The sequence below is a fragment of the Pseudomonas glycinis genome (assembly GCF_054871425.1).
On the sequence record NZ_JBTYHF010000010.1, the window covers coordinates 294,754 to 303,707 of the forward strand.

The 8,954-nt window shown below is 62.1% G+C and carries 7 protein-coding genes and 1 pseudogene; 3 read left to right on the forward strand and 5 right to left on the reverse strand.

The features are described 5' to 3' along the window. Positions 1-63 precede the first annotated feature (63 nt). The 4 genes and pseudogenes from ACYSTU_RS23645 to ACYSTU_RS23660 form a co-directional block, all read right to left on the reverse strand. A complete protein-coding gene (locus tag ACYSTU_RS23645) occupies positions 64-945 on the reverse strand; it encodes a methyl-accepting chemotaxis protein (protein ID WP_499001926.1) in 882 nt (293 codons plus the stop codon). After that, positions 925-2,031: pseudogene (locus ACYSTU_RS23650) on the reverse strand (HAMP domain-containing protein); the annotation flags it as partial. The pseudogene ACYSTU_RS23650 and the gene ACYSTU_RS23645, both read right to left, overlap by 21 nt. Before the next feature lie 108 nt (positions 2,032-2,139). Continuing rightward, the gene (locus ACYSTU_RS23655) at positions 2,140-3,540 is read right to left on the reverse strand and encodes an aminotransferase-like domain-containing protein (RefSeq protein WP_499001911.1); all 1,401 of its coding nucleotides are present in this window, start codon (positions 3,538-3,540) and stop codon (positions 2,140-2,142) included. 191 nt (positions 3,541-3,731) lie between these two features. Next, the gene (locus ACYSTU_RS23660; protein ID WP_016773663.1) at positions 3,732-4,493 is read right to left on the reverse strand and encodes an SDR family oxidoreductase; all 762 of its coding nucleotides are present in this window, start codon (positions 4,491-4,493) and stop codon (positions 3,732-3,734) included. 237 nt (positions 4,494-4,730) lie between these two features. Here ACYSTU_RS23660 and ACYSTU_RS23665 point away from each other — a divergent pair, with 237 nt between their 5' ends. After that, positions 4,731-5,735 (forward strand): NADP-dependent oxidoreductase, encoded by a 1,005-nt coding sequence (locus tag ACYSTU_RS23665; protein ID WP_217878676.1) that lies wholly within the window; start codon positions 4,731-4,733, stop codon positions 5,733-5,735. A gap of 121 nt (positions 5,736-5,856) precedes the next feature. On the opposite strand, the gene pyrF is transcribed toward ACYSTU_RS23665, so the two are convergent. Next, positions 5,857-6,555, reverse strand: a complete 699-nt coding sequence (pyrF, locus tag ACYSTU_RS23670; protein WP_110601737.1) for an orotidine-5'-phosphate decarboxylase — start codon at positions 6,553-6,555, stop codon at positions 5,857-5,859. Positions 6,556-6,817: 262 nt separating this feature from the next. On the opposite strand from pyrF, the gene ACYSTU_RS23675 reads away from it, so the two are divergent. Beyond that, entirely contained in the window at positions 6,818-7,567 is a 750-nt protein-coding gene (locus ACYSTU_RS23675; RefSeq protein ID WP_110645974.1) for a response regulator, read from the forward strand. Then, positions 7,567-8,616 carry an ATP-binding protein gene (locus ACYSTU_RS23680; protein ID WP_217878678.1) on the forward strand — a complete coding sequence of 350 codons (1,050 nt, stop codon included), beginning with the start codon at positions 7,567-7,569 and terminating at the stop codon, positions 8,614-8,616. The genes ACYSTU_RS23675 and ACYSTU_RS23680 overlap by 1 nt, the downstream gene beginning before the upstream one ends. Positions 8,617-8,954 lie beyond the last annotated feature (338 nt).

An 8,954-nucleotide genomic window follows, 5' to 3' on the forward strand; every position in this document is an offset into this window, starting at 1 on the left:
CAAACCCGGGCCATACCCACGCGGCGAAGCCAAGAGCCTGGCCGGCCCAAAGGCCGCCACGACTCAAAGCCGAAAATGCCCAACCATCGAGCGCAACTCCCCGCCCAACTGCGCCAGCTCAACACTCGAAGCCGCATTCCCGCGCATGGCCACGGAAGAGTGATCCGCACTCGCACGAATCTGCGTAACACTGCGATTGATCTCCTCCGCCACCGAACTCTGCTCCTCCGACGCCGCCGCGATCTGCTGATTCATCTGCTGAATCAACGACACCGCCGCGGCAATACTCCCCAGCGCACTCTCGGTCTGCAACGCATCACTGACCGCCAGCTTCACCAGCTCGCCACTGCTGCGAATCTGCTGCACCGACGACTGTGCCGCCGCGCGCAAGGCACTGACCAGGCGCTCGATCTCCTCGGTCGATTGCTGCGTACGCCGTGCCAGCGCACGCACCTCATCGGCGACCACGGCAAACCCCCTGCCCTGCTCCCCGGCCCGCGCCGCTTCGATCGCCGCGTTCAGCGCCAACAGATTGGTCTGCTCGGCCACGCTCTTGATCACCTCCAGCACCGTGCCGATATTCTGGATCTCGGCACTGAGGCTCTCGATGCTGGAACTGGCCGACGTCGCCGAATCCGCCAACTGCTCGATCCGCGCCATGCTTTGGCGCACCACCTGCTGGCCGCTCTCGACCTTGTCATCCGCCGTCTGCGCCGCCAGCGCCGCCTCTTCGGCATTGCGCGCGACGTCATGCACCGTGGCGGTCATCTGGTTCATGGCCGTGGCGACCTGCTCGGTTTCCTCCTTCTGGCTGTTGACCTCCAGATTGGTCTGCTCGGTCACCGCCGACAGCGATTGCGCGGAACCGGCCAAGCGCTCGATCCCGGCCTGCAAGCCACTGACAATCGTGCCGAGGCCGGCAGCCATCTGCTGCATCGCCAACATCAGCTGACCCATTTCATCGCGGCGCGTCACCTCGACCTTCGCCGTCAGATCACCCGCAGCAATCTGCTGCGCCACACGAATGACACTGCGCAGCGGCGCAACGATCAGGCGCGTGATCACCCACGCGGCGAGTAATCCGACCAACAAGGCCAGCGCCGAAGAGCCAATGATCAACACCGTGTTCTTTTTCAGCTCCGCCTGCATCGAAGCATCTTCGGCGACGTAGGCCTGATTGACCCGGTCCACCACCTGCGCAGCACGCTGATGCAGTTGGTCATAAACCGTTTTTTCTTGCGCCAGCAAACCGGTGTATTCAGCCAGTTTCTCGTTGAATCCGGCGATATGCCCCGACACTTCGTTGAGCACCGTCAGATAGCCCTCGTCCTTGACCGTGCTTTTCAGCGCCTCGGCCTGCTCCTGCGCTTGCGCGGCCTGTTCGATATTGCCTTGACCGGCATTCTCGGCATCGCCCTTGCGGCTTTGATCCAGCCGCACCCGCGCTTCGTTCATCGCTTGCAGCATCAGTCGCGAGACCTGACTGACCTGATTCGCCTGTTCGATGAACTGGGCGCCGTCCTTGCCCTCGGTGTCTTTCAAGGTGTAGGCACCATCATCGGCCAGGCCGCTCTGCAACACATCGAGGTTATTGGCCACGCTGGACACCGACCAACTGGCCATCTCCAGCGCAAGGTCCTTGGCCTGGCTCAGCGAGACGAATTCATCGAAGGCCTTGCGATACGCGCCCAGGGCTTGCTCGACATCGCTCATCACCGGCACATTGGCCGGGGAATGTGCCTTGAGCTCGCCGGCAAGAACGATCAGCCCATCGACGCCTTCGCGCAAGGCATCGGCGGTTTTCGGATTGCCGCGCAGGGCGTATTCCTGCTCGAGCAGGCGCACCTTGAGCAGGCCGCTGTTGAGCGCGGACATCTGCTTCAAGCCGTCGAAACGCAGGCTGATGGTTTGCAGAGACCAGACGCCGATCGCCGCGACCAATGCAGTCAGCAGCAAGACCAGCACAAATCCGATACCCAGTTTTTTCGCCATACCGAGGTTGGCAAAACGTCCTTGCACGGCCGAAATCATTGCGCGTAGTCCCCTGCCAAAGTCTGTGAACGAAGATTCGCAACGGGCTCTAACCAGCACAAGACTCTGGCGTCGGAATAATGGCAAAAAGCTACGCCCGCGTCGTTTTCAGAATGCTGGAGGTCGATCCGCGCAAGTATTGCGAAAAAACTGCCGCGCCCGAGGGTCGCAGGCACAGGCCACATTGATGCGCTGCCAGTCACCGCACTCACCGCTGGGACTGAAGGCGTCCGCTGCTGATAACTCCAGCCCGCAACGCTGGGCCTGCCTGCGCACCGACGTCTGGTCGCTCAAGCGCGCCCGCGCCCAGATAAACAACCCGCCAACCGGCTTGCCGAACACTTCCCACTCGGCGTCTTCCAGGGCCTGCAAGGCCGCCGCGCGATCGGCATTCAAGCGCTGGCGCTGGCGCTGCACCAGTTTGCGATAAGCGCCGGTCGCCATCAGCCTGGCCAGCACCGCCTCGGCCAGCCTCGAACAGCCGAGCCCGCTGATCATCTTGACCTCGGCCAGGCGCTTCAGCAGCTCGCTGTCCGCCAGGACAAAGCCGATCCGCAACGAACTGCTCAGGGTCTTGGAGAAGCTGCCGACATAAATGACCCGGCCGCCATGGTCCAGCGCCGCCAACCGCGTACCGCTGCCGGTGTGCAGATCAGCGTAGACGTCATCTTCGATCACGCGCAGGTCGTAGATCTTGCTCAATTGCACGATGCGCTGGGCGACGGCAGGCGTCAGGCAACTGCCAGTGGGATTGTGGTGATGGCTGCCGATGAACAAGGCAGCGGGACGAAACTGACGCAGCACTGACTCGAGCATGTCGATGTCCGGCCCGCTCGGTGTCCGACGCACTTCGAGCATCTGTACGCCGTGCAGGCGCAGCAGGTCAAACAACGGTGCATAACCAGGCGTTTCCACCACCACGCAGTCGCCGGCCTTGAACAGGGTGCGCACGATCAGATCGAGCGCATGACTGGCACCGCTGGTGCTCATCAGCCGGGTATTGCAAGCGTCGATATTCAGCAGTTTGAGACGCTTGGCAATTTGCTCGCGCAACGCTGGCAGGCCCAGCGGCGAGCTGTAGTTGAACAGGCTGGCCATGTCGGTGCGCGCCACCTCGCGTAATGCGTAGCTGAGGTCGTCGGGCTCACGCCAGCTCGGCGGCAAGCCTCCTTGCCCCAAGATCAAGCGGCCCGTCGAAGCGCTCACCTCATCGCACCACGCATGGCGGCCCTCGAACACTGCCAGTTCCGAGTCCGTTTCGCGCAACGGCGGCGAGGCCGCGACGATGAATCCCGCGCCCTGACGCGCAGTCAACACACCTTGCGAAACCAGGCGCTCGCAGGCTTCGACGACACACGACTGGCTGAGCAGATTACCCCGGGCGATTTGCCGTACGGAGGGCAACCGGGTGGCAGGCGGGATGCCGCTTTGCACAATCCAGTCAGTCATTCCGTCGACGATCTGCTGCACGACCGGCACCATTGCCTGTCGGTCAATTCTCAGTTCCATGAGCTCGCAAACTCCTGTCAGTTTTGCTGGCAGCAGTAAATCACAGCCGCGCCGCCGAGGCTGTGCGACAACGCCGCCAAATGCGGCAGTTCTAACGGTTTGATACACATTGTTTAACGGTATTCACAGGGACCAACCGCGAGGTACAAAAAACCCCGCACGCAGGCGGGTTCTTTGTATTTCGGCAACTTTCAGAACGCCGTCACGCCGCCGTCCACCGCCAATGAGTGCCCAGTGGTGAACGCTGCGCCATCGCTGCACAGATACAGCACCGCGCTGGCGATTTCCTCGACCTTGCCAATGCGCCCGACCGGGTGCATGGCGTTGGCGAATTCGCCCTTCTTCGGGTCGGCTTCGTAGGCACGGCGGAACATGTCCGTATCGATCACTGCCGGGCACACTGCGTTGACGCGGATTTTCTTTTTCGCGTATTCGATCGCCGCCGACTTGGTCAGGCCGATCACCGCATGTTTCGACGCCGCATAGATGCTCATTTTCGGCGCTGCGCCCAGCCCGGCTACCGACGCCGTGTTGACGATCGCGCCACCGCCCTGCGCCAACAGCAACGGCAACTGATACTTCATGCACAGCCAGACGCCTTTGACGTTGACGCCCATGATCGCGTCGAACTCGTCCAGCGTACCGTCGGCCAGTTTGCCCTTCTCGATTTCGATCCCGGCGTTGTTGAAGGCATAGTCGAGACGACCGTAGGTATTGATCACCTCATCCATCAGATTTTTTACATCGCTTTCCACCGTCACGTCGCAGCGCACGAAGGACGCTTCGCCACCGGCGGTACGAATCAGCGCCACCGTGCCTTCGCCTCCAGCCGCGTCGAGGTCAGCCACCACCACTTTCAGGCCTTCGGCCGCAAACGCCAGGGCTGTCGCGCGGCCGATGCCGTAGGCGGCTCCCGTGATTACAACCACCTGACCGGAAAACGTCATGCTCATGGGTATGTCCTCGAATGCAAAAAAACTGGGAGATGTTGGCGTCGCAGCATAGCCAAGGGCAGCGAAAGCGCGTCAGCACTATGCAATCGCTGTTTACCGGCGCATGCGCCGCAGTGATGAAACCCGCCCCGTAACCATCACTGCACTGGATCGACTCGCATTCGCCGTATCAGCCAACCTTGCGACATCGCCGTTGAAGAGCTATCAACAAGGCTTCATTCCATTCGAGTGCCTGTCATGACCAACCAGACCAATCGCCAGTTCCTGCTCGCCAAACGCCCGGTGGGCGCCGCGACCCGCGAGACTTTCACTTACCAGGAAGTACCGGTCGGCGAGCCACAGGCGGGACAGATTCTGGTGAAAAACGAATACTTGTCCCTCGACCCGGCCATGCGCGGCTGGATGAACGAAGGCAAGTCCTACATCCCGCCGGTCGGTCTCGGTGAGGTGATGCGCGCACTGGGCGTGGGAAAAGTCATCGCCTCGAACAATCCTGTCTTCGCCGTCGGCGATTACGTCAATGGCGCCCTCGGTGTGCAGGATTATTTCCTCGGCGAGCCGCGCGGTTTCTACAAGGTCGACCCGAAACTCGCGCCATTGCCACGCTATCTGTCTGCACTGGGCATGACCGGCATGACCGCCTACTTCGCCCTGCTCGACGTAGGCGCACCGAAAGCCGGTGACACCGTGGTGCTGTCCGGCGCCGCAGGTGCGGTGGGCAGCGTGGCCGGGCAGATCGCAAAAATCAAAGGTTGCCGCGTCGTCGGTATTGCCGGCGGGGCCGACAAGTGCAAATTCCTCATCGACGAACTGGGCTTCGACGGCGCCATCGATTACAAGGCCGAAGACGTCGTGGCCGGACTGAAGCGCGAATGCCCGAAAGGCGTGGACGTGTACTTCGATAACGTCGGTGGCGACATTCTCGACGCGGTGCTGAGCCGCTTGAACATGAAAGCGCGGGTGGTGATCTGCGGCGCGATCAGCCAGTACAACAATAAAGAAGCGGTCAAAGGCCCGGCCAATTACCTGTCACTGCTGGTCAATCGCGCGCGCATGGAAGGTTTTGTGGTGATGGACTACGCCGCGCAGTTCGCCAGCGCCGCCCAGGAGATGGCCGGCTGGATGGCCAACGGGCAGCTCAAGAGCAAGGAAGATGTGGTTGAGGGACTGGAGACGTTCCCGGAGACGCTGATGAAACTGTTCAACGGCGAGAACTTTGGCAAGTTGGTTCTGAAGGTTTAAGGCCAGCCTGAAACCAATGTGGGAGCGAGCCTGCTCGCGAAAGCGGTGGATCAGTCGGTAATGATGCCGACTGACACTCCCTCTTCGCGAGCAGGCTCACTCCTACAAGAGGTTCCGTTGCTTAGGCGATTTCCGCTACAACCGCCGCCAGCGCCTGGGCCGGGTTCGGCGCCTGGCTGATCGGACGGCCGATTACCAGGTAATCGGAACCGGCATCCAGCGCCTGACGCGGGGTCAGAATGCGCCGTTGATCGTCCTGCGCGCTGCCTGCCGGGCGAATTCCCGGGGTCACCAGTTGCAGCGACGGGTGCGCGGCTTTCAGCGCCGACGCTTCCAGCGCCGAACACACCAGACCGTCCATCCCGGCCTTCTCGGCCAGTGCCGCCAGACGCAGCACTTGTTCCTGCGGCTCGATATCCAGACCGATACCGGCCAGATCCTCGCGCTCCATGCTGGTCAGCACGGTCACACCAATCAACAACGGTTGCGGACCACTGCGCTTGTCCAGCTCTTCGCGGCAGGCCGCCATCATGCGCAGGCCACCGGAGCAGTGCACATTGACCATCCACACGCCCATCTCGGCAGCGGCTTTCACGGCCATTGCGGTGGTGTTGGGAATGTCGTGGAATTTCAGGTCCAGAAACACTTCAAAACCCTTGTCACGCAGGGTGCCGACGATTTCCGCCGCGCAACTGGTGAACAGTTCCTTGCCCACTTTGACCCGGCACAGCTTCGGGTCCAACTGGTCGGCCAGCTTCAGTGCGGCGTCACGGGTGGGGAAATCCAGGGCGACGATGATAGGAGTCTGGCAGGCGGACATGGATGGGCTCTCAGGCTGGTCGAAAACGGCGCGCATTGTAGCGGAACCGGCGGCAGCGCGGCACCCGATGATCGGTAAATCGTCGCGCTGGCGGTTATCAGCTTAGCCCGCACAGCTATTGTGTCGACTCCGATACACAGCCGACACGCCGGCAACACGCACCCGGGTTAGCCTCGCCCGGCGCAACACGTCCTTACAACAGCACTTCCCGCCTCCCGGCCGGACGCCTATGCTGAAACCACCCCTGGCAGTGAACAGCCCCATGCACAACACCCCGACAACCGTGACGGATGAAAGCAAAGACGACAAGCGCTGGAGCATCCGCGCGCTGATCGTCGATGATGACGTGCCGATCCGCGAGCTGATGATCGATTACCTCGCCCGTTTCAACATTCACGCCAGCGGCGTCACCGACGGCGCTGCGATGCGCCAGGCGCTGCAGGGCGAACATTTCGACGTCATCGTCCTCGACCTGATGCTGCCCGGCGAAGACGGTCTGTCGCTGTGTCGCTGGCTGCGCGCCGAATCGGACATCCCGATCCTGATGCTCACCGCCCGCTGCGAACCCACCGACCGCATCATCGGCCTGGAACTGGGCGCCGACGATTACATGGCCAAACCGTTCGAACCACGCGAACTGGTCGCCCGCATCCAGACCATCCTGCGCCGCGTGCGCGACGACCGCAGCGAACAGCGCGCGAACATTCGCTTCGACAACTGGCGCCTCAACAGCGTCCTGCGCCAAGTGGTCGCCGACAATGGCCTGGTAGTGCCGTTGTCCAACGCCGAATTCCGCCTGCTCTGGGTCTTCATCGAACGCCCGCGTCGCGTGCTCAGCCGCGAACAACTGCTCGACGCCGCTCGCGGTCGCTCGATCGAGGCTTTCGACCGCAGCATCGACCTGCTGGTCTCGCGCCTGCGACAGAAACTCGGCGACGACCCGAAAGCCCCGCAACTGATCAAGACCGTGCGCGGCGAGGGTTACCTGTTCGACGCGCGGGACATCGGTTGATGAAGGCGCGCTTCGACACCCTGTTCGGTCGCCTGTTCGGGGTGCTGTTTGTGGCGATTGTCCTGGCGCACCTGCTGGCCTTCGCCTGGTTCAGGCTCTACGGCCCTCCTCCGCCCCCACCACCGCCAGAGTTCTCAACGAACATCGACGGCCAACCGCCCATGCACGCCGCTGCTTACCCACCGAGGCAAACACGCCCCTGGTTCGGTGGGCCGGTGGTGCCGCTGACCTTCCAGTTCATCACCCTGATGATTGCCGCCTGGTACGGCGCCAAGCTGCTCAGCCGGCCGATCCAACGCCTGAGCGACGCCGCCGAGCGCCTGAGCGAAGACCTCGACAGCGACCCCCTCGACGAATCCGGCCCGCGCGAAGCCCGGCAAGCGGCGCACACCTTCAACCTCATGCAACGACGCATCCGCGAACAGGTCCAGCAACGCGCGCGCATGCTCGGCGCCGTCTCCCACGACCTGCGCACGCCACTGTCACGGCTGAAACTGCGCCTGGAAAACATCAGCGACGACAAGCTGCAAAGCCAGATGCGCCAGGACCTGGACGACATGATCGGCATGCTCGACGCCACCCTCACCTATCTGCACGAACAACGCACCAGCGAAGCCTTGCAGTTGCTGGACGTGCAGGCGCTGGTCGAATCGCTGAGCGAAAACGCCCAGGACCAGGGCGCCGATGTACAGGTCAGCGGCCACTGCTCGCCTTTGCCAGTACAACCGATGGCGCTGCGTTCGTGCATCAACAACCTGCTGGACAACGCCCTGCGTTACGCCGGACAGGCGCGGATTGAACTGTTGGAACAGCGTGAGGAATTGCTGATTCGGGTGATTGATCACGGGCCGGGGATTGCTGAGGACCAGCGTGAAGCCGTGTTTGAACCGTTCTACCGACTGGAAGGCTCGCGTAACCGCAACTCCGGCGGCGTAGGACTGGGCATGACCATCGCCCGCGAAGCCGCGCAGCGGTTGGGTGGGCAATTGAATCTGGAGGAAACACCGGGGGGTGGGCTGACCGCCATTGTCCGGTTGCCACGGGGCTGAGGCCCAGCCGACTTGAAGTGTGAGCGAGCCTGCTCGCGAAAGCGTCTGATGATTCAATGCATCTGTTGAATGTATCGGCCTCTTCGCGAGCAGGCTCGCTCCCACAATGAAACTGAGTGTATTCGGTAGATATTGGTTGGATGTGGAGGCGCTATCACTGGCAAGCCAGCTCCCACAGGGATCGTGTGGTTTCAGAGAGAGGTGGGTTGGCTTTGTGGGCGCTATCGCGAGCAGGCTCACTCCTACAGTTTGATCGAGCGCGTCCAGCAAGAAATGGGTCGGCTGTCAGGCCGCCTTCGCGAGCAGGCTCGCTCCCACAAAAGCAAAAGCAAAAGCAA

Coding starts and splice junctions, on each gene's coding strand:
- ACYSTU_RS23645 (WP_499001926.1), bottom strand. CDS start 945: ATGTTGGCGATGCAGCAGATGGCTGCCGGCCTCGGCACGATTGTCAGT.
- ACYSTU_RS23655 (WP_499001911.1), bottom strand. CDS start 3,540: ATGGAACTGAGAATTGACCGACAGGCAATGGTGCCGGTCGTGCAGCAG.
- ACYSTU_RS23660 (WP_016773663.1), bottom strand. CDS start 4,493: ATGAGCATGACGTTTTCCGGTCAGGTGGTTGTAATCACGGGAGCCGCC.
- ACYSTU_RS23665 (WP_217878676.1), top strand. CDS start 4,731: ATGACCAACCAGACCAATCGCCAGTTCCTGCTCGCCAAACGCCCGGTG.
- pyrF (WP_110601737.1), bottom strand. CDS start 6,555: ATGTCCGCCTGCCAGACTCCTATCATCGTCGCCCTGGATTTCCCCACC.
- ACYSTU_RS23675 (WP_110645974.1), top strand. CDS start 6,818: ATGCACAACACCCCGACAACCGTGACGGATGAAAGCAAAGACGACAAG.
- ACYSTU_RS23680 (WP_217878678.1), top strand. CDS start 7,567: ATGAAGGCGCGCTTCGACACCCTGTTCGGTCGCCTGTTCGGGGTGCTG.